Source organism: Brachybacterium sp. AOP3-A1-3 (assembly GCF_052378285.1).
In the GTDB taxonomy this organism is placed as follows: domain Bacteria; phylum Actinomycetota; class Actinomycetes; order Actinomycetales; family Dermabacteraceae; genus Brachybacterium.
Genome location: NZ_JBQSXM010000003.1, coordinates 70358 through 94065 on the forward strand (window position 1 = coordinate 70358; position 23708 = coordinate 94065).

26 protein-coding genes are annotated in these 23708 nt (G+C 70.7%); 14 read left to right on the forward strand and 12 right to left on the reverse strand.

Translation table 11 applies throughout. The features are described 5' to 3' along the window. Positions 1 to 95 precede the first annotated feature (95 nt). The 7 genes from pstB to mshD form a co-directional block, all read right to left on the reverse strand. Positions 96 to 881, reverse strand: a complete 786-nt coding sequence (gene pstB, locus ACT3T5_RS05655) for a phosphate ABC transporter ATP-binding protein PstB (protein WP_444578226.1) — start codon at positions 879 to 881, stop codon at positions 96 to 98. A gap of 28 nt (positions 882 to 909) precedes the next feature. Further along, positions 910 to 2100, reverse strand: coding sequence for a phosphate ABC transporter permease PstA (gene pstA / locus ACT3T5_RS05660; protein ID WP_444578225.1), 1191 nt, complete (start codon positions 2098 to 2100; stop codon positions 910 to 912). Between the two features lie 7 nt (positions 2101 to 2107). Then, complete coding sequence (gene pstC / locus ACT3T5_RS05665) at positions 2108 to 3121, reverse strand: phosphate ABC transporter permease subunit PstC (protein WP_444578224.1); 1014 nt, start codon at positions 3119 to 3121, stop codon at positions 2108 to 2110. A 98-nt stretch (positions 3122 to 3219) separates the two neighbouring features. After that, the gene (gene pstS / locus ACT3T5_RS05670; RefSeq protein ID WP_444578223.1) at positions 3220 to 4356 is read right to left on the reverse strand and encodes a phosphate ABC transporter substrate-binding protein PstS; all 1137 of its coding nucleotides are present in this window, start codon (positions 4354 to 4356) and stop codon (positions 3220 to 3222) included. A 226-nt stretch (positions 4357 to 4582) separates the two neighbouring features. Beyond that, entirely contained in the window at positions 4583 to 5227 is a 645-nt protein-coding gene (locus ACT3T5_RS05675; protein WP_444593818.1) for a DUF4190 domain-containing protein, read from the reverse strand. Positions 5228 to 5270: 43 nt separating this feature from the next. Then, positions 5271 to 6215, reverse strand: a complete 945-nt coding sequence (locus ACT3T5_RS05680) for an NUDIX hydrolase (protein WP_444593819.1) — start codon at positions 6213 to 6215, stop codon at positions 5271 to 5273. A gap of 3 nt (positions 6216 to 6218) precedes the next feature. Next, positions 6219 to 7148: a mycothiol synthase gene (gene mshD, locus ACT3T5_RS05685; RefSeq protein WP_444593820.1), complete on the reverse strand. Its 930-nt coding sequence runs from the start codon at positions 7146 to 7148 to the stop codon at positions 6219 to 6221. Positions 7149 to 7286: 138 nt separating this feature from the next. On the opposite strand from mshD, the gene ACT3T5_RS05690 reads away from it, so the two are divergent. From ACT3T5_RS05690 to ACT3T5_RS05715, 6 genes are all read left to right on the forward strand, one after another. Next, a complete protein-coding gene (locus ACT3T5_RS05690) occupies positions 7287 to 8036 on the forward strand; it encodes a hypothetical protein (RefSeq protein ID WP_444593821.1) in 750 nt (249 codons plus the stop codon). Positions 8037 to 8221: 185 nt separating this feature from the next. Then, positions 8222 to 8854 (forward strand): FABP family protein, encoded by a 633-nt coding sequence (locus ACT3T5_RS05695; RefSeq protein WP_444593822.1) that lies wholly within the window; start codon positions 8222 to 8224, stop codon positions 8852 to 8854. Further along, positions 8847 to 9986, forward strand: a complete 1140-nt coding sequence (gene ygfZ, locus ACT3T5_RS05700; RefSeq protein ID WP_444578217.1) for a CAF17-like 4Fe-4S cluster assembly/insertion protein YgfZ — start codon at positions 8847 to 8849, stop codon at positions 9984 to 9986. Before ACT3T5_RS05695 ends, ygfZ begins: the two co-directional genes overlap by 8 nt. 97 nt (positions 9987 to 10083) lie before the next feature. After that, positions 10084 to 10518, forward strand: coding sequence for a hypothetical protein (locus tag ACT3T5_RS05705; RefSeq protein WP_444593823.1), 435 nt, complete (start codon positions 10084 to 10086; stop codon positions 10516 to 10518). Next, positions 10515 to 11804, forward strand: a complete 1290-nt coding sequence (locus ACT3T5_RS05710) for an FUSC family protein (protein WP_444578215.1) — start codon at positions 10515 to 10517, stop codon at positions 11802 to 11804. The genes ACT3T5_RS05705 and ACT3T5_RS05710 overlap by 4 nt, the downstream gene beginning before the upstream one ends. 91 nt (positions 11805 to 11895) lie before the next feature. After that, on the forward strand, positions 11896 to 12216 hold the full coding sequence (locus ACT3T5_RS05715) for a DUF2516 family protein (protein WP_444578214.1): 321 nt from the start codon (positions 11896 to 11898) through the stop codon (positions 12214 to 12216). A 202-nt stretch (positions 12217 to 12418) separates the two neighbouring features. On the opposite strand, the gene fbaA is transcribed toward ACT3T5_RS05715, so the two are convergent. From fbaA to ACT3T5_RS05730, 3 genes are all read right to left on the reverse strand, one after another. Continuing rightward, the gene (gene fbaA / locus ACT3T5_RS05720; protein ID WP_096165264.1) at positions 12419 to 13444 is read right to left on the reverse strand and encodes a class II fructose-bisphosphate aldolase; all 1026 of its coding nucleotides are present in this window, start codon (positions 13442 to 13444) and stop codon (positions 12419 to 12421) included. A gap of 136 nt (positions 13445 to 13580) precedes the next feature. Beyond that, positions 13581 to 14261 (reverse strand): TrmH family RNA methyltransferase, encoded by a 681-nt coding sequence (locus tag ACT3T5_RS05725; protein WP_444594013.1) that lies wholly within the window; start codon positions 14259 to 14261, stop codon positions 13581 to 13583. Next, positions 14261 to 14983, reverse strand: coding sequence for a DedA family protein (locus tag ACT3T5_RS05730; protein WP_444593824.1), 723 nt, complete (start codon positions 14981 to 14983; stop codon positions 14261 to 14263). Before ACT3T5_RS05730 ends, ACT3T5_RS05725 begins: the two co-directional genes overlap by 1 nt. A gap of 272 nt (positions 14984 to 15255) precedes the next feature. On the opposite strand from ACT3T5_RS05730, the gene ypfJ reads away from it, so the two are divergent. Continuing rightward, the gene (gene ypfJ / locus ACT3T5_RS05735; protein WP_444578212.1) at positions 15256 to 16206 is read left to right on the forward strand and encodes a KPN_02809 family neutral zinc metallopeptidase; all 951 of its coding nucleotides are present in this window, start codon (positions 15256 to 15258) and stop codon (positions 16204 to 16206) included. A 56-nt stretch (positions 16207 to 16262) separates the two neighbouring features. Here the strand turns inward: ypfJ and ACT3T5_RS05740 are convergent, their stop codons facing one another. Beyond that, the gene (locus ACT3T5_RS05740; RefSeq protein ID WP_444578211.1) at positions 16263 to 16874 is read right to left on the reverse strand and encodes an orotate phosphoribosyltransferase; all 612 of its coding nucleotides are present in this window, start codon (positions 16872 to 16874) and stop codon (positions 16263 to 16265) included. A 73-nt stretch (positions 16875 to 16947) separates the two neighbouring features. Further along, complete coding sequence (locus tag ACT3T5_RS05745; protein WP_444578210.1) at positions 16948 to 17796, reverse strand: SDR family NAD(P)-dependent oxidoreductase; 849 nt, start codon at positions 17794 to 17796, stop codon at positions 16948 to 16950. A gap of 83 nt (positions 17797 to 17879) precedes the next feature. Here ACT3T5_RS05745 and ACT3T5_RS05750 point away from each other — a divergent pair, with 83 nt between their 5' ends. The 7 genes from ACT3T5_RS05750 to ACT3T5_RS05780 all read left to right on the forward strand — a co-directional run bounded on the left by ACT3T5_RS05750 (position 17880) and on the right by ACT3T5_RS05780 (position 23698). Further along, positions 17880 to 18680: an exodeoxyribonuclease III gene (locus ACT3T5_RS05750; RefSeq protein WP_444578209.1), complete on the forward strand. Its 801-nt coding sequence runs from the start codon at positions 17880 to 17882 to the stop codon at positions 18678 to 18680. A 371-nt stretch (positions 18681 to 19051) separates the two neighbouring features. Next, on the forward strand, positions 19052 to 20212 hold the full coding sequence (locus tag ACT3T5_RS05755; protein WP_444578208.1) for a hypothetical protein: 1161 nt from the start codon (positions 19052 to 19054) through the stop codon (positions 20210 to 20212). Beyond that, positions 20209 to 21426 (forward strand): TadA family conjugal transfer-associated ATPase, encoded by a 1218-nt coding sequence (locus ACT3T5_RS05760; RefSeq protein WP_444593825.1) that lies wholly within the window; start codon positions 20209 to 20211, stop codon positions 21424 to 21426. Before ACT3T5_RS05755 ends, ACT3T5_RS05760 begins: the two co-directional genes overlap by 4 nt. Then, complete coding sequence (locus tag ACT3T5_RS05765) at positions 21423 to 22535, forward strand: type II secretion system F family protein (RefSeq protein WP_444593826.1); 1113 nt, start codon at positions 21423 to 21425, stop codon at positions 22533 to 22535. The genes ACT3T5_RS05760 and ACT3T5_RS05765 overlap by 4 nt, the downstream gene beginning before the upstream one ends. Before the next feature lie 202 nt (positions 22536 to 22737). Further along, positions 22738 to 22938: a DUF4244 domain-containing protein gene (locus ACT3T5_RS05770; protein WP_444578205.1), complete on the forward strand. Its 201-nt coding sequence runs from the start codon at positions 22738 to 22740 to the stop codon at positions 22936 to 22938. Beyond that, positions 22938 to 23333 (forward strand): TadE family type IV pilus minor pilin, encoded by a 396-nt coding sequence (locus ACT3T5_RS05775; protein WP_444578204.1) that lies wholly within the window; start codon positions 22938 to 22940, stop codon positions 23331 to 23333. Before ACT3T5_RS05770 ends, ACT3T5_RS05775 begins: the two co-directional genes overlap by 1 nt. Next, positions 23330 to 23698, forward strand: a complete 369-nt coding sequence (locus ACT3T5_RS05780; RefSeq protein ID WP_444578203.1) for an Rv3654c family TadE-like protein — start codon at positions 23330 to 23332, stop codon at positions 23696 to 23698. The genes ACT3T5_RS05775 and ACT3T5_RS05780 overlap by 4 nt, the downstream gene beginning before the upstream one ends. Positions 23699 to 23708: the final 10 nt, after the last annotated feature.

A 23708-nucleotide genomic window follows, 5' to 3' on the forward strand; every position in this document is an offset into this window, starting at 1 on the left:
GCGTCGGACCCCGGATCGATATCCCGCCTGCGACGTCAGACCGTGGGTGGACAGCCGCGGCCACTCAGGTGGACACCCCCGACCTCCCGGGTGGATCAGCCGAAGCGGCCGGAGATGTAGTCCTCGGTCTGCTTGTTCGAGGGGTTGGTGAACATCTGCTGGGTGTCGTCGATCTCGATCAGGTGGCCGGGCTTGCCGGTGCCCGCGATGTTGAAGAAGCCGGTGCGGTCGGAGACGCGGGAGGCCTGCTGCATGTTGTGCGTGACGATCACGATCGTGTACTCCTCCTTCAGCTCATGGATGAGGTCCTCGATCGCGAGGGTGGAGATCGGGTCGAGCGCCGAGCAGGGCTCGTCCATGAGGACCACCTCGGGCTTGACCGCGATGGTGCGGGCGATGCACAGGCGCTGCTGCTGACCGCCGGAGAGCCCCATCCCGGGCTTGTCCAGGCGGTCCTTCACCTCGTTCCAGAGGTTGGCTCCCTTGAGCGAGGATTCCAGCAGCTCGTCGGCCGCCGACTTGGAGATCCGCCGGCTGTTGAGCTTCACGCCGGCCAGCACGTTGTCGCGGATCGACATCGTCGGGAAGGGGTTCGCCTTCTGGAAGACCATGCCGACGCGTCGCCGCACGTTGACCGGGTCGACGCGCGCGTCATAGATGTTCTCACCGTTGATCTCGACCTTGCCCTGCGCGTACGCACCGGGGATCACCTCGTGCATGCGGTTCAGCGTGCGCAGGAAGGTCGACTTGCCGCAGCCGGAGGGCCCGATCAGGGCGGTCACCGAACGGGGGCGGATCTGGACGTCGACGCCCTCCACGGCCAGGAAGTCGCCGTAGTAGATGTTGAGGTCCTCGACGTTGATCGGCTGAGGGGCTGCCATCAGTGGTCCTTTCGGGTGGAGCGACGGCTCAGCGGGTGAGCTTCGGGGAGAAGTAGTAGCTGACCAGTCGGGCGACGATGTTGAGCACCATCACGATGACGATCAGGGTGAAGGCCGCGGCCCAGGCGCGATCGATGTTGGTCGTGATCGAGCAGGCGTAGACCTCCTGCGTGACCGGGTTGGTGACGGTGTCGTTCATGCAGTTGGCGCTGCCGGCCCGGTACTGCTGGTTGATGAACGTGGGCAGCGTGGCCATGCGGCCGTCGAACATGTTCCAGTTCACCGAGGTCACCATGCCCACGGTGAGCAGCAGCGGGGCCGTCTCGCCGATCACCCGGGCGATCGCGAGGGTGATGCCGGTGGTGAGGCCGGCGATCGCGGTGCGCAGCACGACCTTGACGATGGTGAGCCACTTCGGCACGCCGAGCGCATAGGACGCCTCGCGCAGATCCATCGGGACCAGGCGCAGCATCTCCTCGCTCGAGCGCACCACGGTGGGGATCATCAGCAGCGACAGGGCGACCGCGCCCATGATGCCCATGCGCACGCTCTGATCGGGCATGAACGCGATGAACAGGGCGAGCCCGAACAGACCCGCGACGATCGAGGGGATGCCCGTCATCACGTCGACGAGGAAGGTGACGCCCTGCCCCAGCACGCGGCGCCAGCCCTGATCTGCGTATTCGACCAGGAAGATCGCGGTGAACAGGCCGATCGGGATCGAGATGATCGAGGCCCACAGGGTGATCAGGAGGGTGCCGATGGTGGCGTGGACCACGCCTCCGGCCTCGGCCCCGCCGATGATCCCGGACATGTCGGTGGTCCAGAAGGCGAAGGGCGAGGGGGCCGCGGCGAGGACGCGGGTCAGGCCCCGGCCGATGACAGCCCAGAGCAGCGAGACCAGCGGGAACATCGCGATCGCGAAGGCGCCGATGACCACCAGGGTCATCAGCCGTTCCATCGCCCAGCGGCGGCCCTCACGGATCCTGGAGTACAGGTACCCGAACGCCAGGTGGAGGACGAAGCCCAGCAGGACCGCCGCGGGGATCGAGAGGGCGTCGAAGATCGCCAGCAGCGCGATCGCGACGAGCAGTCCGGCCAGGCCCGTGAGGACCAGGTGGAACCAGGGCAGGCGGCGCTCGTCGTGAGGACGCCGCATGACCGGCGACCCGGAGTGCTCAGGTGGGGCCGCAGGGCCCTTGGTGCTCGTGGTTGTCATGGGGACCTCAGCTCTTGACGCCGCTGCGGGCGACGATCCAGCGGGCAAGGGCGTTGATGATGAAGGTCAGGACGAACAGGACCAGGCCGGTGAAGATGAGCAGCGACATCTCGGTGCCCGACGCCTCCGCCTGCTTGGAGGCGATGTTCGCCGCGATCGACTGGTGCATCCCGACCTCGAGGATGTGGAACGAGAACGTCGCGCCGGGCGCGAGGATCATCAGCACGGCCATCGTCTCGCCGAGCGCGCGACCCAGCCCCAGCATCGAGGCGGCGACCACGCCGGACTTGCCGAAGGGCAGGACCACGGTGCGGATGGTCTCCCAGCGGGTGGCGCCGAGGGCGAGGGCCGCCTCCTCCTGCAGGCGCGGGGTCTGCAGGAAGATCTCCCGGGCCACGGCCGTGATGATCGGCAGGATCATCACGGCGAGCACGATCGCGGCGGAGGCGAGGTTGCGCATGGGGGCGGTGGGGTCGCCGGCGAACAGCGCCACGACCGGCTTCCCGCCGACGAGGGGCACGAATCCCGGCCAGGAGGGCCAGGTGCCGAGGGTGGAGTTCAGGAAGAGGTAGAGCGGTTCGAGCTTGGGGACCAGCCAGATGCCGCCCCAGAGGCCGTAGACCACCGACGGCACCGCCGCGAGCAGATCGATCATGTAGCCCAGGCCGGAGGCCAGCCGCCGCGGGGCATAGTGCGAGATGAACAGCGCGATGCCGATCGAGACGGGGATCGCGACGGCCAGGGCGAGCGCCGCGGCGAGGATCGTGCCGAAGATCAGCGGGAGCGTGGTCTCCAGGAGGGAGAACGCCGAAGCGTTCCCGATGACCTCCTTGCTCTCCCTCACGGCGGGCATCGACTCGGTGGTGAGGAAGATGGCCACGAGGGCGAGGGTCACGAAGATGAGGACGCCCGAGCCGATGCTCAGGGCGGAGAAGACCGAGTCGCCGAGACGGCGGCGGCTGCTCGCCATGGAGAGGGCGGGGGCGCCCGGTGTCTCGGGCGCGGCGTCAGTGGTGCTCACAGGGGCCTTCCTCGGAGCTCACGGAGTAGGGGCGGTGGCGCGGGTGCGCCGCCGGGCCAGGACCGGCCGGGCAGCGCACCCGCGTGCGGGAGGAGTGATCAGCCGACGGAGATCGCGTCGATCGCCTTCTGTGCCTCGGCCGACATCTCGGAGGACAGCGGCGCGGAGCCCGCGTTCTCGGCGGCGACCTTCTGGCCCTCCTCGGAGACGAGGTAGGAGGCGTAGGACTTCACGGCGTTGCCCTCGGCGGAGTCGGCGTAGGACCCGCACACCGCGAGGTAGGAGACCAGGACGATCGGGTAGGTGCCGGCCTCCTCGGTCGTGCGGTCGAGGTCCACGACGATGTCGTGCTCCTCGCGTCCCTCGGCGCGCGGGGAGACGTCGACGGCCTTGGCCGCGGCATCGGCGCTGTACTCGACGAACTCGTCGCCCACCTTGATGGCGGCGGTGCCGAGATTCCCGGCCTGCGAGGCGTCGGCGTAGCCGATGGTGCCGTTGCCGCCCTCGACGGTGGAGATCAGGCCCGAGGTGCCGTCACCGGACTGGCCGCCCTTGATCGGCCAGGTCTCGATCGGACCGTGGGTCCAGGCATCGGGAGCCGTCTCGGAGAGGTACTCGGTGAAGTTCTCGGTGGTGCCCGAGTCGTCGGAGCGGTGCACCGGGACGACCGCGAGGTCGGGAAGCGTGGCGTCGGGGTTGTCCGCGGCGATCTTCGGATCGTTCCAGTTCGTGATGTCGCCGGCGAAGATCGCGCCGATGACCTCGGGCGACAGGTTCAGCGAGTCGACGCCCTCGATGTTGAAGACCACGGCGATCGGGGAGATGTACACGGGCAGGTCGAAGGCCTGCTCGCCGTTGCACACCTCGGCGGAGGCTGCGAGCTCCTCCTCCTCGAGTGCGGCGTCGGTGCCGGCGAACTTGACCTGGCCGCTGAGGAACTGCTCGCGGCCGGTGCCGGAACCGGTGGGGTCGTAGGTGACGGTGAGGTCGCCGCCGTCGGCCTGGGTGAGACCCATGAACGACTCGGTCCACGCCGTCTGCGCGTTCTGCTGCGAGGACGCACCGGAGCCGGCGAGGTTTCCGGTCAGCTCTGCGTAGCCGCCGCCCGCCGCGGCGCCGCCGCCGTCGGATCCGTCGCTCTCGGAGCCGGAGGAGCCACCGCATGCGGAGAGGGCGATACCGCCGATGAGGCCGAGCGCGGCGAGGGAGACGAACTTGTTCTTGCGAACGTTCACTGCAGGTCCTTTCGGGGGCCGAGGGCCCGAGAAGATGTAGGGACGTCGTGCGGGGAGGTCTGACGCCGCTGACGCTAAGGAGCGCAGGTGACACCGCACCCGTCCTTGCATGAACTCCAGATGAACAGCCCGATGACCCCCATGAACCCGCAGGTCAGGGGGTAAGGACGATCAGGTCACAGTTGTCGCACGGTGGGCGTCGCCCACGTCGGCCCGGTGCGCCGGATCAGGAGGGCTCGGACAACATCCCGAGGACGACCACCAGCACCAGCATGAGGACGGCGAGCACGAGGCAGACGATGGAGAGCACGAGCCCGGCGATCGCGAGTCCGCGCCCCCTGCGGGGGATGTCGCGCCGGGCAGAGGTCTCCCGCACCCCGAGGATCGAGAAGATCAGCCCCGCAGGAGCCAGCAGGCCCGGGCAGAGGATGAAGGAGAGCAGCCCCAGGATGAATCCGGTCACCGCCATCCCGGAGGTCGGTGGCATCAGGGCATACAGCCCGCCGGGGTATCCGGGATGCTGGGGACCTCCGGCGATCCCGTCCCCGGGGAAGCCGCTTCCCGGGTACCCGGCGCCGGAGAGGTCCGCTCCGGAGAACCCAGCAGGCGGCCCGTAGGGCGCAGGCCCACCGAGGCCGACCGGGCCAGGGGCGTACGGCGACGGGCCCGACGCCGTCCCGTCGACCGCATAGGGATCGGACCCGCCCGGGCCGACGCCATAGGGATCCATCTCGTGCTGTCCCCCGACTCGCTGCTCGGACCCGTAGGGCTCGGAGGCCGGATACCTGTCCCAGCTCGACCCCTGGTCCTCGGGATATCCGCGATGGTCGGGGAATACGCTGTTCTCGTCCCACCGGTCCATGCCGCTCATCTCCTCATCCCCTCATCACGTCGGTCGCCGCGGCAGGATCCGATCACTCGATGTTCGGCAGGTGCCGTTCGATCGCGACGACCACTCCCTGCGGCGTCGTGTGCAGCATCAGCGCCTCGCCTGCGGCGAGGAACGGATTCGACGTCGGGAGCTCGAGGGCCGCGCTCGCCCGGGCGACGGCCCGCACGGCACCGATCACGGTGGGCAGCACCGGGCGGTGGGTGCACACCACGATGCCCCGGCCTTCGTGCAGGACCCGCTCGATCACGGCACGGGTCCGGGAGGGATGCTCCTGGTGCGCATGCTCGGTGAGCTCGTCCTTCGTACGGATCTTCAGGCCCTCCACCCGCGCCAGCGGCTCGATGGTGGACACGCAGCGTTCCCACGGGCTGCTCAGCACGCTGCGGGGATCGAAGGCATCGATCAGCGGCGGCAGGGCGAGGGCCTGCTTGCGGCCTTTCGAGTTCAGCGGTCGGCTCGCCTCCCCCTTGCGCCACTTGGCCCGAGAACGAGCCGCCCCGTGCCGCTGCACGATGATCGGCACGGTCACGAGCTCGTCCTCCTTCAGGAAACGACGCAGGGTCTCCAAGCAGACCTGGTCCCCCTGACGGGTCAGCAGCTTCTCGGCGGCCTCCAGGCGGACCCACTTCACCTCGTCGATCTCCTGGGCATCCACCGGCCCGGGAGCCGACTTCGCCCGCACGGTGCCGCACCAGTACTGGACGATCTTGGTGCGGCCGTCGGGCAGCAGGTACACCGCGGCCGGCAGGGGGCGGTGCAGGCGCACCCGGTACCCCGTCTCCTCGTCGACCTCGCGCACGGCGGCCTCGGGGAAGGTCTCCCCCTTGTCGAGCTTCCCCTTGGGGATGGACCAGTCGTCGTAGCGGGGCCGGTGCACCAGCAGCACCTCGAGGCCCTTCTTGCCCTCACGCCAGGTCAGAGCACCGGCGGCGAGGACAGGGGGCGGCTTCCCGGGAGCTACGCGCACGGATCAGCCCTTCCCTGTCGGACGCATCTGCACGTCCCGGCCGGAGACGGTGAAGCCCCAGGTCTCGTACAGGCGCAGTGCCGGGGTGTTGTCGGCCTCGACGTACAGCTCCACGCCGGGCACGCCGGCGGCCTGCAGCCGATCCAGCGCCGCCGCCAGCAGGAACCCGGCCACGCCGTGCCCCTGCACCGAGGGGTCCGTCGCGACGACGTAGATCTCTGCGTCCGCAGGCGCCGCGGCGCGGTCCGCGCCCTGCTCGCCGAGGTCGGGGGCCTCGCGCTTGATCCAGACGAAGCCGACCAGCTCGTCCTGGTCCCGCGCCACCACCATGTCCTCGGGGTCGAACCAGGGCTCGGCCATGCGCTGATCCAGATCGGCGCGGGTCAGAGCGCCCTGCTCGGGATGATCGGCGAAGGCGAGCGCATTGACCTGCACCCAGCGGTCGGCGTCCCGGTCCACGTCGAAGGAATCCAGGTGCAGTCCCTCCAGCCGCGGCGTGGGAACGGCGGCGGTCGGGTGCTCGGCGTCGAACCGGCGGTGCAGGGTCAGCAGCCGACGGGTCTCCTGGAGACCTGCGGCGCTGAGGAACGCGAGGGAGCCCTCGAGAGCGCCGTGCGCCCACACACCGGGCTCGTCGTGCAGGCCCAGGGCCGCCTGCAGCAGCGCGGTGCCGTGCCCGTGCCGGCGGTGCGCAGGATGGACCATGCCCTGGACCGTGCCGTCGGCCAGCACGCTCGCATAGCCGAGCAGCCGATCGTCGTCGGCCGCTCCTGCGGGCTCACGGTCGAGGAGCAGATGCTGTGCGTCTCCTCCCGTGACGGCGAGACGCGCCGCTTCGTCCAGAGGGGCGACTCCGTCGTGGGCGGTGACCGCATCGAGCAGGTCACGGGCCGCGTCGCGGTGGGTCTGCGACAAGGCAACCGTCGTGATCATGGGGTCCTTCCGTGCATCAGAACGAGGTGCCGAGTATGCCCCTGCCTGCGGGCACTCGTAGACTGCCACTGTAGCGCCCGTCCGACCACGCTCGTCGGTGCGGGCGAAGAGACCGGAATCGAGTGCGAGGGAGGCACCATGACCGCTCCCGAGCGCGCCCCGCTCGGCGCCGCCCTGGCGATGCTGCTGACCCTGGTCTCCCTCACCGGTCCCGCCTCACCCGTCCTGATGGCGGTCATCATCGGGGCGCTCGCCCTGCTGGCGGGCATCGGCTGGCCCAACCTCCTGGAGCTGCCCTCCGCCCTCGGGACCCGGATCGTGATCGCGACGGTCGGGATCGTGGGTGCCGCGGTGGCCGTCTCCGCCTCCGAGCGCTTCGCACCGGTCTCCGGGATCGTGATGATCTGCGCCGCCGGGGTGTTCGCGGCGTTCGTCCAGCAGATGCTCCGTACGGACCGTCGCGAGCTCACCTCCTCCCTCACCGGGACCGTCGCCGGCGTGTTCCTCTCCGGCACCGCGGCCTGCTGGGTCATCGCCCAGGTGGAGGCCGTCCAGCTGGGCCGCGAGGGCCTGGTCGCGTCGATCACCGCGGGTCTGGCGGCGACGCTCCTGCTCAACCTCGCGCCGCTGCCGCCCACACTGCGGTTCGTGATCTCCCTCGTCGCCGGGACCGGGATCACCGCCCTGCTCGCCACGAGCCTGGCCGGGACCGCGCTGCCGTTCGCCATCGGGGCGGGGCTCCTGACCGCGATCGGCGCCGGCTGCACCCAGCTCCTCGTCGGCTCCTCGCTCGTCTCGAAGGAACCCCTCCCGTCCCTCGCGGTGGGTGCCGTCCCCGTGGCGACGATCGGCGTGGTCGCCCAGCTCGCCGTGACCCTCATCCCCTGATCGTCGCCGCTGCCCACCCATGCCGCACGGGTCGATCCGGAGCGATAGACTCCAGGGCATGAGCGTTCTCTCCTTGTTCTTCATCGCGCTGGTGGTCCTGGTGGGCCTCGGAACCCTGGCCTTCGCCGTCCTGGTGCTCACCCGCCTGTTCGACCACTGAGCGACGGATCGACTGAGCTGCCTCCATGCCCATCTCGCTGGACACCTCGCTCCCCGAATCGCTGTACCCGCTGGCCTGGCTGGTGGGCACCTGGACGGGTGAGGGTGCGGTGCATCGGCCCGGGAACACGGATGTTCCCGACCGTCGCATCGAGCAGCAGCTGATCTGCACCGCCCGCGAGGACGGCACCCTGGCCTGGCGGTCCACGATCCACGAGATCGACGATCCGGCGCCGCTGCCCCCGACCAGCGCCTTCGCCCGGGACGACGCGACGCCCCCCGCCGCCGCGGGATCGGGTGAGCGCACGCTGCTGATGCGCGAGGACGGCATCTGGACCGTCGGCGGTCCCGTGCCGGGCCAGGACCTCGCGGCGGCGCGTGCCGCCAGGCCCGGCGACCCGGCCGCCTTCGTGTCCCATGCGCTGCAGGCGCGCTTCGAGCGCCGCGACGGCGCCGAGGAGAGCTGGGCCGGCGAGGTCCGCGGGCCGCGCATCCAGCTCGCCCGTGCCGCACCGGAGGGCGCCGAGGTCACCGACACCCGGATGCTGGGCTACATCAGCGGCCGCCTCATGTGGCTGTGGGAGCACCGGGTCCCCGCCACCGACACCGAGGGGTCGACCATGGCCCCCTACCTCTCCGTGGAGCTGAACCGTGCCTGATCCGTCCTCGCCCCTCCCCCTCCTGCTGCGCACGGGGGCCGTGCTCGGCGATGGCCCCGATGCGGCTGTCCCCGTCCATTACGGCGCCCCGCTGCGAGAGCAGCGCCGCCTGCTGGATCACCGGTCGGTCGTCGACCTGGGCCAGTTCGAGGTGCTCGAGGTCCGCGGCGCGGATGCCCGCTCCTGGATGACCACGATCACCACGCAGGTGCTGGCCGGGACCCCCGTCGGCTCCGCCTCGAGCCTGGCCGTGCTCAGCCCGCAGGGCCGCGTCGAGCACCTCGCCTCGGCGGTCGTCCTCGACGAGGACGCCCTGCTGCTGGTGCTGGACGCCGGGCGTCGTGCCGGCCTGCGCAGCTACCTGGAGATGATGCGCTTCGCGGCACGCGTCGACCTGATCGACCGTGATGACCTGCGGGTGCTGGGTGCCCTGGCACCGGCCGCCGAGGTGCTTCCCGAGCTCGGCCTCCCCGATCCCGTCGCCGTCTGGTCCGAGCCCTGGCCCGAGGTCGCCCCGGGCGGCGTGGCCTACGGCCCCGATCCGGAGGATCCCGTCGGCGCCGTGCTGACCGTCCTCGAGGCCGATCCCCTGACCGCTCTGCCGTGGCGCGCGGAGCATCTGGCCGGGATGAGCTCCTGGGAGGCGCTGCGGATCGCCGACCATCGCGCCCGCGCGACCCGTGAGGTCGACGAGCGCACCATCCCCCACGAACTGGATCTGCTGCGCACCACCGTGCACACCACCAAGGGCTGCTACCGGGGGCAGGAGACCGTCGCGAAGGTCCTGAACCTCGGGCAGCCGCCGCGCCGCCTGGTGATGCTGCACCTCGACGGCTCCCGGGACGTGCCCGCCGCCCCGGGCGGGGAGGTGCGCCTGGGAGGGTCCGACGGCAAGCTCGTCGGGACCGTCACCTCCGCGGCGCTGCATGCGGATCTCGGCCCGATCGCCCTCGCCGTCGTGCGTCGTGCGGTCCCGCTGGATGCGGCCCTGTCGGTGCAGGTCGTGATCGGCGGGTCCGACGAGGAGACGGCATCGATCTGGCTCGACGCCTCCCAGGAGCTGATCGTGGTCCAGCGCGACCACGGCGAGCGCCCGGCCACCGCCAAGCTCGGAGCCACGCCGGGACGCTGACGCTTCTCGCCGCGTGCACGTCCCCACCACAGGATTCGCACGGGCCGGCCACGGCTTCCCCGAGCGTTCATCACGCGGACCTGGAAGAATGGACCGCATGAATGCACAGGGCGACCAGCAGGACTGGACCCGACACCGGCAGGAGGTGTTCGCGGTCAAGGAGCAGGCGCTGCACGATGCCAGGCAGGCCGAGCACGAGAAGGCCACCGCGATCATCCGTCAGGCGATCGAGCAGTTCCGTGCGGCCGGCATCGGCCCGATCCCCCTGCGCGCGAAGCCGTACACCGGCTCCGGCAGCATCCGCACCGCGCTCGAGGGCTGGTACCTCAAACAGGACAGGCTGCTGGCCGTGGACACCGAGGGCAGGTACTACGTGATGAGGGCCGAGGGCGGGCTGCGGGCACGCCTGCAGGGATCCTCCCCCGAGCCGACCCTCGCTCCGCTCGTGGTGGGCCGTGGTGCGCGCGACGGCGACACCTTCAACCTCGAGGAGCTGCTGCGGATGCGGCTCGAGGACCCGGTGCGCCCATGAGCCCGACCAGCACCTCCCACAGCTCTTGGCTCGAGCGTGCACGCGTCGCGCTGATCGCCTGGTTCACCACCGGTCTGTCCCGCGGCCGCAACGACGTCCTGACCGTCGGCCGCGCCGCCGTCGCCGCGGCGATCGCCTATGCCGTCAGCGGCCTGCTGTGGAACCACGAGCACCCCTTCTTCTCCTCGATCGTCGCCTTCATCATCATCGGCTTCGGCATCGAGAAGAAGATGCGCAAGATCGTCGAGATGGCCTCGGGAGTGATGTTCGGGGTGCTGCTGGGCGAGGTCGCGCGCTCCCTGATCGGATCCGGCACCTGGCAGATCCTCGTGGTCGTGTTCTGCGCCGGCATGACGGCGCGCTTCATCGACAAGTCGAACCTCTTCGGCTTCCAGACCGCCATCCAGTCGCTGCTGGTCATGATCATGCCGATCACGCCCGGGATGACCCCGGGCGGTCGCGTGCTGGATGCCGTGACCGGTGTGGTGGTCGCGATCATCATCCATCTGCTGCTCTCCGGGGACCCTCGGCGCCTGCAGAGCCGCGCCGCGATCTCCTTCTACCAGGAGCTGGAGGACACCCTGGTGTCGCTGGCCCTGGCCGCACGCAGCGGCGACCGGGGCGTCGCACAGGCAGCACTGGTGACGATCCGCGACACCTCCCAGAAGTACACCGACGAGTGGAAGCTCGCCAACGACGTCGCCAACGAGATGGCGACCTTCTCCCCCACCGGGCTGCGCCACGCGGACGACGTCGGACGCCTCGAGCACCTGCTGATCGGCTCCGATCGGGCGATGCGCAACATGCGGGTGATCGCCCGGCGGGAGACGGAGTTCCTCGACGCCGTGCACGGCGACGCGCACTCCACGCTGGCCGACTCCCTGCTGGCCGCACGCGACGCCGTCACCGAGCTGGCCGCCGCGGTCGCGCACAAGGAGGTCGACTTCACCGAGGCACGCCGGAAGCTGCGCCTGTTCTGCTCGTACCTCACGCCGGAGATGCTCCTGCGCAACGACGAGGGGGTGCGTCCCGGCCGCGCCGGGCACTTCGAGGGCGTGACCCTGGCGATCCAGCTGCGCTCCCTCGCGATCGATCTGCTCCAGGCGACGGGGCTGACATCCGCCGAGGCCAAGCAGTTCCTGCCGAGCCTGGTCGTCGCCGCCGACGGCGATGCGATCGGTCCTCGGCCGATGACGCAGGAGATGCGCGCCCTGGAGCCGCCGGCCACCACCGAGGCGATCGAGCTGCTGATCTCGGACCGCTCGGATCCGGACCGTCGACGCTGAGGGGAGCCGTCACCCGGGGGCATGAGCCGTTCCCCGCGGCCGCCCCCGAGGTCTCCTGGCGGCGTCCAGACGGCCCCCGTATCCTGGGCGCATGATCGCTGCCATCCAGATGTGGATCTTCCTCGTGCTCGCCCTGGCCCTGCTGGCCGTCGAGATCTGGGCCTTCGTCAATGCCCTGCGCTTCCGCGCCGACGCCTATGTCGCGGCGAGCAAGCGCACGAAGGTGTTCTGGTGCATCCTCACCGGTGTCGCGATGCTGCTGGGCTTCCTCTCGCTGCCCTACCCGATCGGCCGCGGCGGCCCCTCGATGCTGTTCATGCTGGGCGGCGTCATCATCGCCGGCATCTTCCTCGCGGATGTGCTGCCCGCCCTGAAGCGGGTCATGGGGCGCGCCGCCGGCAACCGCTGGTGAGCTGACCCCAGCATCGCCTCACCCCCTCAGCACTGCATGCGTGCCGTAGAACGGCGATCCACTGCATTGCTGCTTCCCAGGGACCGGTGTGGCGTCGAGGAATGATCACCTCGTCCCCAGGAACGACGGAACCCCGGAGCCGAAGCTCCGGGGTTCCGTCGTCGTACGAGACCTGCCTATCGACAGCTCAGCTCATGGCTGCTCAGACGTGGGTGCCGGCCGAGCGGAGGTTCTCCGCCGCCTCGACCAGGCGTGCGGCCAGTCCGGCCTCCGCCTTCTTGCCCCAGGCGCGGGGGTCGTAGGCCTTCTTGTTGCCGACCTCGCCGTCGATCTTCATGACGCCGTCGTAGTTCTCGAACATGTGCGAGACCACCGGGCGGGTGAAGGCGTACTGGGTGTCGGTGTCGATGTTCATCTTGATGACACCGTTGTCGACAGCGGTCTGGATCTCCTCGATGGAGGAGCCCGAGCCGCCGTGCATGACGAGGTCGAACGGCATGTCCTTGCCGTACTCGGCGCCGACGGCCTTCTGGATGTCCAGGAGGATCGACGGGGTCAGCTTGACGTTGCCCGGCTTGTAGACGCCGTGCACGTTGCCGAAGGTCAGTGCGGTCAGGTAGCGACCGCGCTCGCCCAGGCCGAGCTTCGCGGCCGTCTTCAGGCCGTCCTCGGGGGTGGAGAAGAGCTTGTCGTTGGAGACGTCGGCCTGCACGCCGTCCTCTTCGCCGCCGACGACGCCGACCTCGATCTCGAGGATCTTCTTGGCCTCGACGGACTTCTCGAGCAGACGCTCGGCGATCTCGAGGTTCTCGTCGACCGGCACGGCGGAGCCGTCCCACATGTGCGACTGGAAGAGCGGGTTCAGGCCCTTCTTCACACGGTTCTCGAGGTCCCACTCGATCAGGGGCTCGACCCAGGTGGGCAGAACCTCCTTGGCGCAGTGGTCGGTGTGGAGCGCGACGTTGATCGGGTAGTTCTTGGCCACCGCGTGCACGAACTCGGCGAGCGCGAGCGAACCGGCGACGCGGTCCTTGACGGTGGAGCCTGAGAGGTACTCGGCACCACCGAAGGACACCTGGATGATGCCGTCGGTGTTCGCATCGCTGAAGCCCTGCAGGGCGGCGATGGCGGTCTGGGAGCTCGAGACGTTCACGGCCGGGTAGGCGAACTTGCCCGCCTTCGCGCGGTCGATCATCTCTGCGTACTGATCCGGGGTTGCGACTGCCATGGGGCATTCTCCTTCACTGAAGAGGGTCTGCGACGACCGGCGGCATGGAGTCGCCGCTCAGGGTCGTTCGATCGTGCCCATTGTTCCACAGTGCGCTGGGCGGCCTCTGGTCGGAGGTCCCTCGCGGACACCGCCCTCAGCGCAGGGGTCGGTCGGGGATCTCCGCGTGCTGCAGGATCCAGCTGTGCATCGCGATCGCCGCCGCGGCGCCCACGTTGATCGAGCGCGTGGATCCGAACTGGGTGATGCCGACGACGAGGTCCGCCGCGTCCAGGAGCTCGGCGCTGACCCCTGGCCCTTCCTGGCCCACCACCAGCACGGCGTTGCGGGGCAGCGCCGTGTGCTCCAGCGGCATCGCGCCGGGGACCAGGTCGATCGCCACGAGGGGACGCCCCTGCTCCCGGGCCCACGCGATGAGGTGCGCTGCGTCGGGATGGTGGATCTCGTGCTGGTAGCGGTCGGTGACCATCGCGCCGCGGCGGTTCCAGCGGCGTCGGCCGACGATGTGGAACGCCCCCACCGCGAAGGCGTTCGCCGTGCGCACCACCGAGCCGATGTTGGCGTCGTGCTCGAGGTTCTCGATCGCGACATGCAGCTCGTGGCGATGGGTGTCGAGCTCGGCGATGATCGCCTCGCGCCGCCAGTACCGGAACCGGTCCTCGACGTTGCGCCGGTCCCCGTCGGCCAGGAGCTCGGGGTCGAGGTGGTCGCCCTCGGGCCACGGGCTCGGGTGCGGGCCGACGCCGACCACCCGCTCGGGAGTCGGCTGCGGCTCGGGAGTCGGCTGCGGCTCAGGAGTGGGCTCGGACTCCGCCATCATCGGCCGGCTCCGGCGCCAGGATCGCCCTCGACGGCCTGCTCCTGCTCCTGCTCCTGCTCCTGCTCCTGCTCCTGCTCGAGGATCTCGTCGTCGGGGTCCGGGAGCCCGAGCTTGCGGCGTCGGACCTCACGACGGATGATCTGGACCGCGAACACCACGATGACCAGGGCCACGATCACGTAGACCACGTTGGAGAAGATGTCGGTGTACGGCTCGATCACGGTCCAGTTGCTGCCCAGGAAGTACCCAATGGTCACGAACACCGTGTTCCAGATGGCGCTGCCGGCGAGGGTGAGCAGGCTGAAGGTCCACAGCGGCATCGCGTACAGACCAGCCGGGATCGAGATCAGGGAGCGCACCCCGGGGACCATGCGGCCGAAGAAGATCGCCTTGTGCCCATGCCGGTCCATGAAGTCGACAGTCTTGTCGTAGTCCTTCACGTGCAGGAGGGGAAGCTTGAGGAAGAGCGTGCGCAGGCGCTCCGGACCCAGCAGCCGGCCCAGCCCGTACAGCAGCCACGCCCCGGTCAGGGATCCGACGAGGGAGGCGAACAGCATCGCCCAGTAGTTCTGGTTCGGACCGGCCGCGGCCACACCGGCCAGGGGCAGGATCACCTCGGACGGGATCGGGGGGAACACGTTCTCGAGGAAGATCAGCAGGCCCACGCCCAGGGCGCCGAGGCTGTCCATGGTGCTCACGGCCCAGTCGACGATGTTCATGCGGATCTCCTCCGTGTGCGGTCCGGCCGTCAACGGCGCAAGGGGCGCGATGGGCGCAATGGTTGTGGGCGTACCGGATGCCTGCTGTCGTCGTCCGCCCGGTCAGGTTCTCCGACGGACGTCACGTCGCCTCGCCCGGAGCAGCATGCCGACCCACCGTCCATGGTAGGTGCAGGGATTCGCCCGACGCGGCACCGCGCGCCCGGTTGCGCAGGACCTTCACGAACACTGTTCCGCCTGACCACGGCACCGCCGCGGTCTACTCTGTCGCCATGACCTTCAATCCGAATGCGGAGATCCGCTCCGACAACGTCTCCCGTGCAGGTGGCGGCGGGGGCGGCGGAGGTTTCCGCCCCGGTGGGTTCCGCCCTGGAGGCCGCGGGCGCGGCGGGCTGAAGATCGGCGGTGGCAGCGGCTGCGTGCTGGTCGTGATCCTGGTGATCTACATCGTCCTGGGCGGCAACCCGCTCGAACTGCTCGGCGGATCCGACCCCTCGAGCACCCAGCAGGGCCCTGTCGCCGAGGGCGGCGCCCTGGAGGAATGCCAGACCGGCGAGGACGCCAACCGGCGCGACGACTGCCTGGTGCAGGCGACCGTCGAATCCGCGGACTCCCTGTGGGCGCAGCTCGCCCCGGACTCCGGCATCGACTTCGTCGAGCCCACCGGAAAGGTCTTCACCAGCACGGTCCAGACCGGATGCGGCGCGGCCACCGCGGACGTCGGCCCTTTCTACTGCCCCGCCGACTCGACCCTGTACGTCGACGTCTCCTTCTTCGACTCCCTGAGCTCGCAGTACGGGGCCGACGGCGGCCAGCTGGCGAAGATGTACGTGGTCGCCCACGAGTACGGCCACCACATCCAGTACCTCTCCGGCACGATGCAGGGCCTGGACCGTGAGCACACGGGGACGCAGTCCGACGGGGTGCGGCTCGAGCTCCAGGCCGACTGCTACGCAGGGGTCTGGGCGCACCACGCCTCGACCTCCACCGACGACAACGGCCAGACGATGCTGTCCCCGCTCACCGAGGACGACATCAGCTCGGCGCTGTCCGCGGCGAGCGCGGTGGGCGATGACCACATCCAAGGTGACGTCGCCGGCGGCGAGGTGCGTCCGGAGACCTGGACCCACGGCTCCTCGCAGCAGCGACGGGCATGGTTCACCACCGGCTACCAGGAGGGCACCGTGGCATCCTGCGACACCTTCTCCGCCGATCAGGTCTGAGGACCTGCGGGGCGGACGCGACCTACCGGGAAGCCCTGACTACTGGCCAGGTGCTGTCAGATCTCCAGCTCGGAGATGTCGTAGGCCGCGAGGTAGCGGTACCCGGCGGCCTCGACGGCCTCACGGGAGGCCTCGGAACGGTGCACGATCACCGCGACCGCGGCGATGTCCGCACCAGCCTCGGTGAGCGCCTCGCAGGCGGTCAGGACGCTGCCACCGGTGGTGGAGGTGTCCTCGACGGCGATGACCCGGCGCCCGGAGACCTCGGGGCCCTCGATACGACGCTGCAGGCCGTGGGCCTTGTTGGCCTTGCGCACCACGAAGGCGTCCAGCGGAGCGGCCGGGCTGCCCGCTGCGGCTTCGTAGGCGGAAGCATGCATGATCGAGGTGGCGACAGGATCCGCGCCCAGGGTGAGCCCGCCGACGGCCTCGACGCCGGGCACGAGGCCCTCGCGGCGCAACAGGTCCAGCATCACGCGGCCGACGAGCGGAGCCGCCTCGTGGTGCAGCGTGATCCGGCGCAGATCGACGTAGTGGTCGGCCTCGGCGCCCGAGGAGAGGATGACGTGACCACGCACCACGGCGATGTCGCGGATCAGCTCGCGCAGACGCTCGCGCGCGACATCGATCGGGGCGGACGGGTCAGGAGCAGAGGGGGTCTGAGGCATGCGGACAGGATAAGGGACCGTGCACAAGGGACAGCTCATCGCCGCAGGAGCTCAGCGCAGCCGCCGCTGCGCACTACGCCTCTTCGTCCCGCTGCCACGGCGCCCGGAGCGCACGACGCGATGCCTTCCGCTGGGACTGGAGGACCGCCCGCTGCTGGAACCGGCGGTACCAGTTCGGAGAGGTCATCGCCCGGATGAGCGGCCTGGGCGCGATGCGGGAGAACTCGCCGGCGGTGCGGTACTTGACCGAGGGGATCGACAGCACAGTGCCCTTGGCGGTGTCCTTGAGCGCCTGCTCGACCACGAACGGCGCCTTCAGCCAGGTGACACGAGGCATGCCGTCCATGGACATCGAGGCGCGCTCATGGAACTCGGTCTGCACGAACCCGGGCAGCAGCGCGGTGGCGCTGACGCCCGTGCCCTTGAGCTCCATCGCGAGCGACTCGGTGAAGACGGTGACCCAGCTCTTGGACGCGGCGTACGGGCCAGCCGTCGTATAGCCCGCCAGCGAGCTCACGTTGAGGATCGCGCCGCGCCGCCGCTGCACCATGGTGCGGGCCGCGGCATGGGAGAGCACCAGGACAGCCTTCATGAGGGTGTCCATCTGCTTCTCGTGGTCCTCGACGCCGATGTCGAGGAAGCCGCCGCGCAATCCGTAGCCGGCGTTGTTGATGAGCAGGTCGATCCGATCGACGGGGTCGGTGAGACGGACCGCGACCCGCTCCAGCCGCTCCCGGTCGGAGAGGTCCGCGGGGAGTATCTCGACGCGGACGTCGTGGACGTCGCGGATCTGCTCGGACACAGCATGGAGCCGGTCCTCGTCCCGTGAGACCAGCACGAGATCATGACCTGTGCCTGCCAGCTGCCAGGCGAATTCCAGACCCAGTCCTGATGTCGAACCGGTGACGAGTGCGCGCGCCATGGCCACAGCTTACGACTGCACGGAGCCTGCCGTGGCCCGCGGCGCCCCGCGCCGCGCCCGTCATGCCCCGTAGGATCACGGGCATGCGCATCGCCACCTGGAACATCAACTCGCTGCGGGCACGGATGGACCGTGTGCTCGCCTTCCTGGAGCGTCACGAGGTCGACGTCCTGGCATTGCAGGAGACCAAGGCCAAGCCCGAGCAGCTGGATCTCACGGCACTGCAGGAGGCCGGGTACGAGGTCAGCACCCACGGCCTGAACCAGTGGAACGGGGTCGCCCTGATCTCCCGCGTCGGCCTGAGCGACGTGCAGACCCAGCTGCCGGCCGTCCCTGCCTATCCCGAGGACGAGACCGGCGTGGTCGAGGCCCGCGCGATCAGCGGGGTCGTCGGCGACGAGCTGCGGATCTGGTCGCTGTACGTGCCCAACGGGCGCGAGGTGGACCACCCCCACTACGCGTACAAGCTGCGATGGCTCGAGGCGCTGCGCGCCGAGGGCGAGCGCGAGCTCACCGCGGACAAGGACTCCCGCACCGTCCTGGTCGGCGACTTCAACGTCGCCCCGCTCGACGAGGACGTGTGGGACATGGCCGCTTTCGAGGGGAAGACGCACGTCACCGAGCCCGAGCGGTCGGCGTTCCGCGCGATCGTCGACGCCGGCTATGCCGACGTGGTGCGACCTGACCATGAGGGCCCCGGCGTCTACACGTACTGGGATTACCAGGCGCTGCGGTTCCCGAAGAAGGAAGGGATGCGCATCGATTTCGTGCTCGGCTCCCCAGCGGTGCAGTCGGCGGTCACCGGTTCCTTCATCGACCGCGAGGAGCGCAAGGGCAAGGGCGCCTCGGACCACGCGCCCGTCGTGGTCGATCTGGAGTTCTGACCCCGCGGGGCCAGGCTCTGACCTCGGATCGGCTTCCGCGGCCCTGAGGGAAGGGCAGAGGCCCTCTGCACGTAGTGGAGCGGTGCCGCGATCACTCGCGACACCGCTCCGCACGAACCGTTGGCATCGGTATCAGGCGTGCACATTTTTTGGCTGCGGTGGCGCTTTCGACGCCTCACAGCCGGTCCGTTGCGGGGACCAGTCGCACGTGGGTTCCGGTGCTGGTATTCGTGTTATGCAGGTCACACTACGCCGGACCCGAGAGGCATGCAAGCCCTCGGCGTCGCGGTCCTTTCCTCCCCAGAGGGTGGTTGTCCACCGCCGCCGGGTCGGCCCTGCACCGAACGCTCCGTGGCGTCCACGATGACGGCATGACCAGCACCTCAGCACCAGCTCGACGAGCCATCACCCCCGCTCCCGGGGTGCTCGACAGCGGCGCGAGGGCCCTCCCGACGGGCTCAGCGCCCGGCAGTCCGGGTCGCCGGCCCGCACGCTTCCCCGGAGCGTCATCGCCCTCTCCCACCTCGGCCGACGGGGCTCCCCCGCGAGCGCTCTGGATCGGCGCGGATCCGGCATTGCACGAGCTCGTCCGCGACCACGCCACCGCCGTCGGCATCGACCTCCTCGACGCTCCCGGGGACGCTGCGCCGAGGTGTCTGGTGATCGACGACGTCGAGCTCGGCGGGCCCGGGGCACCTCCCTCCCCGGGGCGGCTCCCCCTGCTGGTGGTGACCTCGCAGACCGAGGTGGCCCGCGCGCTGTGGGAGCGAGCGCTGGCCGCGGGCGCTCGTGCCGTGCTCCCCCTTCCCGGCAGCTCCGAGGAGCTGCTGTCCCAGCTGACCGAGCTCGCCCGCCCCCGCGCGGCCACCACGGTGATCGCCGTGGCGGGTGGCTGTGGCGGCGCCGGCACGTCAAGCTTCGCCGCCCGGCTGGCGGCTGCGGCGCGGCCTTGCGGTCCCGTCGTCCTGATCGATGCGGACCCCCTGGGAGGGGGCCTCGATCTCCTGGTCGAGGGCACCGACGCGGTCGGCATCTCCTGGGAGGACGTGGCCGGTCTCGGTCCGGACGACGGCATCGCCCTGCGGGACGGACTCCCGCGGATCGACGAGATCGGCCTCCTGGGATCCCGGGCTCAGCTCGGGCCGGAGCCGAACGCGCTCTCCCGTGTCCTCTCCGCGCTCGCCCCGCTCGGAGGGACGGTCGTCGTCGACCTGGCCGACGACCTGGTGCCGGTCGCGGCGGAGCATGCCGATCACGTCCTCCTGGTCGTCCCCGCCTCCGATCACGCGGTACGAGCCGCCGCGCGCAGGCTGCGGACCTGGCACCTCCCGGACGCCATCACCGAGATCGTCGTGCGCCGACGAGGGCCGCTGACGCCCACCGAGGTCGCCGACGACCTCGCGCTGCCGCTGGCCACCTCCTACCGGGACGGTCCTCGAGGTGCCGTGCCGCTGCTCGACGTGCGCCGCCGAGGTGCCGACCGGGCCGCCCGTCGCCTGCTGCAGCGCCTGCTCGAGGAGAGCCGGTCATGACCCCGGTGACGAGTCGCGGTCCGGAGCAGGCGCTCGCACCGCTCATAGATCTCGTCCGCGAGGACCTGGTCCGCAGCCCTGGGATCGTCGACGTCCCGCGTGTCGCCCGAGCTCTGCGCCGCCAGGGCAGGGTCCTCGGCGCGGCCGCGACCCTCGACCTCACCGCCCGCCTCCGCGACCACATCGACGGGCTCGGCCCGTTGCAGCCCCTGGTCTCCGCCGGCGTCACCGATCTGCTGGTCAACGACGACGGCTCGGTCTGGATCGACGACATGGACGGTCTGCGCGCCGCCGACCTGCATCTGGGCCCTCAGCAGGCTCGCGATCTCGCAGTACGCCTCGCGACGTCGGGAGGTCGCCGCCTGGACGACGCCGTGCCCTGGGTGGATGCGCATCTGCCCTCGGGGATCCGCCTCCACGCCGTGCTCCCGCCGCTCTCCCCCGGGGGCGCGATCGTGTCGCTGCGCCTGCCCGGCGGAGACGCGCTGGATCTCGACGCGCTCGAAGCGCTCGGCGCCTTCGGGAAGCACGGCCGGGACGTGCTGCTGGCGATCGTCGCCTCTCGTCTTCCGTTCCTGGTCACCGGAGGAACTGGGACCGGGAAGTCCACTCTGCTGGCCGCCATGCTGAAGGAGGTTCCGCCGGGCGAACGGATCGTCGTGGTCGAGGACGTGCTGGAGCTGACCGTCGACCACCCGCACGTCGTGCACCTGCAGTCCCGTCACGCGAACAGCGAAGGGGCGGGAGCCGTGGACCTCATCGCTCTGGTCCGGCAGAGCCTGCGCATGCGACCGGATCGGATCGTGATCGGCGAGTGCCGAGGGGCGGAGATCCAGGAGCTGCTGCAGGCCCTGAACACCGGCCATGAAGGAGGCTGCGGCACGGTGCACGCCAATACTGCCCACGACGTCCCGGCCCGCCTCGAGGCCCTCGGCGCTCTGGGAGGCCTGGGCCGGAGCGCCCTCGCCGCGCAGGTCGCCAGCGCCCTCGAGGTGGTGATCCACCTCGGGCGCCGCAACGGGCTGCGGGTCCTGGAGGAGATCGCCCTGCTGCATCGTGAGGACGACGGCATGCTCCGGGCCACCACCGCGTGGCACATGGACGGCGAGGAGCTCCAGGACGGTCCTGCCGCCCCGGCACTCGCGGCCCGGCTCGGCCGCATCTCCCGAGAACACCCTCCAGGACCCCACCGGGCGGGCAGGAGAGCAGCATGACCCTCCTCGTCTCCCTCACCGCGGCCGCTGTCGCCACCACGCTCGCGGTGGCCTGGGTGGCAGCTCCGCCACGCCTGGCCGTCGTCCCTCGCTCCCGTCCGAGGCGAGCCCGCCGGGCAGCCGCCGGCCGTCTCGAGGTCGCCCGGATGGTGGAGCAGCTGGCCACGGTGATCAACTCCGGCGCCGGGCTCCGGCAGGCGTGGAGCGCCGTCGCCCTCTCGCTCCCCGCGGGCGAGCTGACCGACCTGGCCCGCGCGGCGGCCGCCGGCGCTGATCCTCGACGCGCCGCCACGGGCGCTCTTGCCTCCTCCGAGACGATCAGTTCCTTGGGCGCTGCGCTCGTGGTGGCCGAGCGCACCGGCGCTCCGACCTCCGGCATGCTGCAGAGCCTGGCGGAGGCCCTGCGGGACCTGCACGACGCCGCCCTGGCGCGCCGCAGCGCCTTCACCGGCCCGCGCTCCACGGCCCGCATCCTGCTCGTCCTGCCGCTGGCCGGTCTCGGACTGGGCATGTTGCTCGGGGGCGATCCGCTGCGCCTGCTGATCGGCTCGCCCGCCGGGAACCTGCTGGGCGCTCTGGGCATCGCACTGACGGGCCTGGGGTGGTGGTGGATGCAACGCCTGATCCACCGGGCCGATCCTCCATCGACGGGTCGGGTGGATCCCTCGGTGGTGCTCGAGCTGATCGCCGGGGCGCTGGAATCCGGGCTGCCCCTGGGGAGGTCCGTCCGCTCGGTCGCCGAGGCCCTCGCACCCGGTCCCGACACCGAGGCGCTCACCCGTGCGGCGACGGCTCTCGAGGCCGGCCTCGCCCCGGAACTCGCCACAGCGGGCCTGCCCGCCGAGTTCGCGGCGCTCCGAGAATCCGCGATCCTCGCGGAATCGGCCGGGGCGGATCTCTCCCGGGTGCTGCGCTCCGCCGGCCGGGATGCCCGCCGCGGACGCGCCCGGGACTCCGAGGTGCGCGCGGCACAGCTCGCGGTGCGCCTCGTCCTGCCCACCGGGGTGGCGCTGCTTCCCGCCTTCGTGGTCCTCGGGATCATCCCCACGGTGATCTCCCTGCTCGGAGGCACTATCGCCCTCACCACCGCAGGGGCCACGCCGCTATGAGCCGTACGCCCACCCGTCACCTGCCCTGTTCCGGCGAGCGCGGCGACGCTCGCAGGGCTCCCACTGTGCGTCGGTCCCTTCCCGGGTCGACGCCGGGCAGCCACGGCTGCCCTTCCGGACCGGCACCTGCCGGTCCGGGTCGAGCGGCACCTGCCGCTCGCCACTGGGCGGTGCCCACCGCCCACGAAGAGGAGGAGACACCATGTCCGCCACGAAGAACCGGATGCGCCGATCCCTCGATCGCGTGCTGCGCGACGAGACCGGCGCGTCCACCGCGGAGTACGCCATCACGGTGCTCGCCGCCTGCGGGTTCGCCGCCGTCCTGGTCGCCCTGCTGGCCTCCGGAGAGGTGCGCGAGCTCCTGATGGGCATCATCACCTCTGCGCTGTCGATGGGGTCGTGATGCCGCGGTCCGCCCGGTCGTCCCGTTTCCGGGACGACCGGGGGTCCGCCACGGCGGAGACGGCGATCGTGCTGCCCGTCGTAGTGATGATGGTCGTCGTCATCCTCCTCGCCGGTGCCGGGCTGGGAGCACAGCTCCGTCTCGAGAGCGCCGCCCGAGGAGCTGCGCGCGAGATGGCCCGCGGGGAGGAACCCGCGGCGGCGATCGCCACGGCGCAACGGATAGGCGGGCCCGGCACGCAGGTGCAGGTCTCCGGGGCCGGGGTGTGGGTGCGGGTGGACACCTCCCGTGCGCTCGAGGCCCCGAACGGCGTCCTCGGCGGGGCCCGCTGGGAGCTGAGCGCCGACGCCGAGGCGCGGCGCGAGCCGCATCTGATCACCGGCGGTGACGGATGAGCACGGGCGCGGCAGGAGTGCTCGCCTGGACGGGAGCCGCCACGGCGGTGGTGGCGGGGCTGTCCCTCCTGGGCACCGGAACCATGGCGCACTCACGCGCCGCCACTGCCGCGGACCTCGCCGCGCTGGCAGGGGCGGACTCCCTGGCCGCCGCCGGCGGGGAGCCGTGCGCGATCGCCGCCGAGGCCGCCTCCCGCAACGATGCCCAGCTGCTGCAGTGCGAACTGCGCGAATGGGACGTGCTCGTCCAGGTCCAGGTCGAGGCATCCCCGCTGCCACCCGCGACCGCCCGCGCCCGTGCCGGTCCAGGCCCCGCAGACCTGCCTGGGTCACAGGACCAGCCCGGGGCACAGGACCGGCCATGAGCCCGAGGAT

Bases quoted from the DNA above. Each gene is read 5' to 3' on its own strand.
- pstB (WP_444578226.1), bottom strand. From the start codon at position 881: ATGGCAGCCCCTCAGCCGATCAACGTCGAGGACCTCAACATCTACTAC.
- pstA (WP_444578225.1), bottom strand. From the start codon at position 2,100: ATGACAACCACGAGCACCAAGGGCCCTGCGGCCCCACCTGAGCACTCC.
- ACT3T5_RS05675 (WP_444593818.1), bottom strand. From the start codon at position 5,227: ATGAGCGGCATGGACCGGTGGGACGAGAACAGCGTATTCCCCGACCAT.
- mshD (WP_444593820.1), bottom strand. From the start codon at position 7,148: ATGATCACGACGGTTGCCTTGTCGCAGACCCACCGCGACGCGGCCCGT.
- ACT3T5_RS05690 (WP_444593821.1), top strand. From the start codon at position 7,287: ATGACCGCTCCCGAGCGCGCCCCGCTCGGCGCCGCCCTGGCGATGCTG.
- ACT3T5_RS05695 (WP_444593822.1), top strand. From the start codon at position 8,222: ATGCCCATCTCGCTGGACACCTCGCTCCCCGAATCGCTGTACCCGCTG.
- ACT3T5_RS05705 (WP_444593823.1), top strand. From the start codon at position 10,084: ATGAATGCACAGGGCGACCAGCAGGACTGGACCCGACACCGGCAGGAG.
- ACT3T5_RS05710 (WP_444578215.1), top strand. From the start codon at position 10,515: ATGAGCCCGACCAGCACCTCCCACAGCTCTTGGCTCGAGCGTGCACGC.
- ACT3T5_RS05715 (WP_444578214.1), top strand. From the start codon at position 11,896: ATGATCGCTGCCATCCAGATGTGGATCTTCCTCGTGCTCGCCCTGGCC.
- fbaA (WP_096165264.1), bottom strand. From the start codon at position 13,444: ATGGCAGTCGCAACCCCGGATCAGTACGCAGAGATGATCGACCGCGCG.
- ACT3T5_RS05725 (WP_444594013.1), bottom strand. From the start codon at position 14,261: ATGGCGGAGTCCGAGCCCACTCCTGAGCCGCAGCCGACTCCCGAGCCG.
- ACT3T5_RS05730 (WP_444593824.1), bottom strand. From the start codon at position 14,983: ATGAACATCGTCGACTGGGCCGTGAGCACCATGGACAGCCTCGGCGCC.
- ypfJ (WP_444578212.1), top strand. From the start codon at position 15,256: ATGACCTTCAATCCGAATGCGGAGATCCGCTCCGACAACGTCTCCCGT.
- ACT3T5_RS05740 (WP_444578211.1), bottom strand. From the start codon at position 16,874: ATGCCTCAGACCCCCTCTGCTCCTGACCCGTCCGCCCCGATCGATGTC.
- ACT3T5_RS05745 (WP_444578210.1), bottom strand. From the start codon at position 17,796: ATGGCGCGCGCACTCGTCACCGGTTCGACATCAGGACTGGGTCTGGAA.
- ACT3T5_RS05750 (WP_444578209.1), top strand. From the start codon at position 17,880: ATGCGCATCGCCACCTGGAACATCAACTCGCTGCGGGCACGGATGGAC.
- ACT3T5_RS05755 (WP_444578208.1), top strand. From the start codon at position 19,052: ATGACCAGCACCTCAGCACCAGCTCGACGAGCCATCACCCCCGCTCCC.
- ACT3T5_RS05760 (WP_444593825.1), top strand. From the start codon at position 20,209: ATGACCCCGGTGACGAGTCGCGGTCCGGAGCAGGCGCTCGCACCGCTC.
- ACT3T5_RS05765 (WP_444593826.1), top strand. From the start codon at position 21,423: ATGACCCTCCTCGTCTCCCTCACCGCGGCCGCTGTCGCCACCACGCTC.
- ACT3T5_RS05770 (WP_444578205.1), top strand. From the start codon at position 22,738: ATGTCCGCCACGAAGAACCGGATGCGCCGATCCCTCGATCGCGTGCTG.
- ACT3T5_RS05775 (WP_444578204.1), top strand. From the start codon at position 22,938: ATGCCGCGGTCCGCCCGGTCGTCCCGTTTCCGGGACGACCGGGGGTCC.
- ACT3T5_RS05780 (WP_444578203.1), top strand. From the start codon at position 23,330: ATGAGCACGGGCGCGGCAGGAGTGCTCGCCTGGACGGGAGCCGCCACG.